Below are 509 nucleotides of genomic sequence, written 5' to 3'. Positions count from 1 at the left end.
AGCCCGCTGAACACCGGTCTCCATTAGGAAACTTTACTAACCTACCTGTTGACCCCCACCCTCCCGAGCCAACATGCTCCCGCCATGTCCCTTACCAGAAGCAAGACTTCGGTCGCGCTCTGCGCGGCCACGGCAGCCGGAGCGCTGCTCACCAGCCTGCTCGCCCTGAGCCCCGCCAACGCCGCCCCGGGCAACCTCGCGCTCAACCGGCCGGTCACCGTCTCCTCCTCCGAGACCAGCACCTACGGCGGTGCCAAGCCCGTCGACGGCAGCGGCACCACCCGCTGGGCCAGCGTCGAGGGCGTGGACAACCAGTGGATCCAGGTCGACCTCGGAGCCGGCACCTCGGTCAACCGGGTCGTGCTCAACTGGGAGGCCGCGTACGGGAAGTCGTACCAGCTCCAGACCTCGGCCGACGGCACCAACTGGACCACGATCCACAGCACCAGCAACGGCACCGGCGGCCTGGAGACGATCGACGTCACCGGTTCCGGACGGTACGTCAGGAT

Annotated in this window: 1 protein-coding gene; it reads left to right on the top strand. The window is 67.6% G+C overall.

Translation table 11 applies throughout. The features are described from left to right. Positions 1-84: 84 nt before the first annotated feature. Positions 85-509 (top strand): discoidin domain-containing protein (locus ABD323_RS45625; protein WP_344447801.1); only part of this gene is annotated, 425 nt, incomplete at its 3' end.

Origin of the sequence: Kitasatospora nipponensis, assembly GCF_039528135.1 — a bacterium.
Classification (GTDB): domain Bacteria; phylum Actinomycetota; class Actinomycetes; order Streptomycetales; family Streptomycetaceae; genus Kitasatospora; species Kitasatospora nipponensis.
Note: the sequence above shows the minus strand (reverse complement) of the source record. Positions and strands in the feature narration are given on the sequence as shown.